Here is a 520-nt window from a genome sequence, read left to right as displayed (position 1 = left end):
CGCTGGCCCTGCGCATCGCCGAGGAGCTGTGGCACCGGCTGGGCCACGGCGACTCGGTGGTCCACCAGGACTTCCCGGTCGCGGACCCGGCGTACGTCGTGGACGACACCGTCACCTGCGTCGTCCAGGTCAAGGGCAAGGTCAAGGCGCGGCTGGAGGTGCCGCCCACGATCTCCGACGCGGACCTGGAGCAGCTGGCCCTCACCGACGCGGGCGTGGTCGCCGCGCTGGGCGGCGCGGAGGTCCGCAAGGTGATCGTGCGGGCGCCGAAGCTGGTGAACATCGTCATCTGAGGAGAGCCTTGTGCGGGGCGCCCTGAGTGAGGGGCGGTTCCGGGTGAGGGACATCCCGTAAGGGCAGGTTGGGGGTTCGACGGGAACCCCCGACCTGCCCTTGGCGTTTACGGTGGAGGGGACGGATTCGGCGGAGGAAGGGAACCTCATGGAGGCGGGCGCTTTGATCATCTTTGCCCTGTTGGTGCTGTTCGCCTTCTTGGGGCTGGGTGCCTGGGCCACGGTGA

At 69.2% G+C, this 520-nt stretch carries 1 protein-coding gene; it reads left to right on the top strand.

Going from position 1 to position 520, the window contains the following annotated elements; translation table 11 throughout:
- Positions 1-293 (top strand): class I tRNA ligase family protein (locus tag G3I71_RS46525; RefSeq protein WP_343243297.1); only part of this gene is annotated, 293 nt, incomplete at its 5' end.
- Positions 294-520 lie beyond the last annotated feature (227 nt).

Origin of the sequence: Streptomyces sp. SID12501, from assembly GCF_010550245.1 — a bacterium.
Lineage (GTDB): Bacteria > Actinomycetota > Actinomycetes > Streptomycetales > Streptomycetaceae > Streptomyces.
Note: the sequence above shows the minus strand (reverse complement) of the source record. Positions and strands in the feature narration are given on the sequence as shown.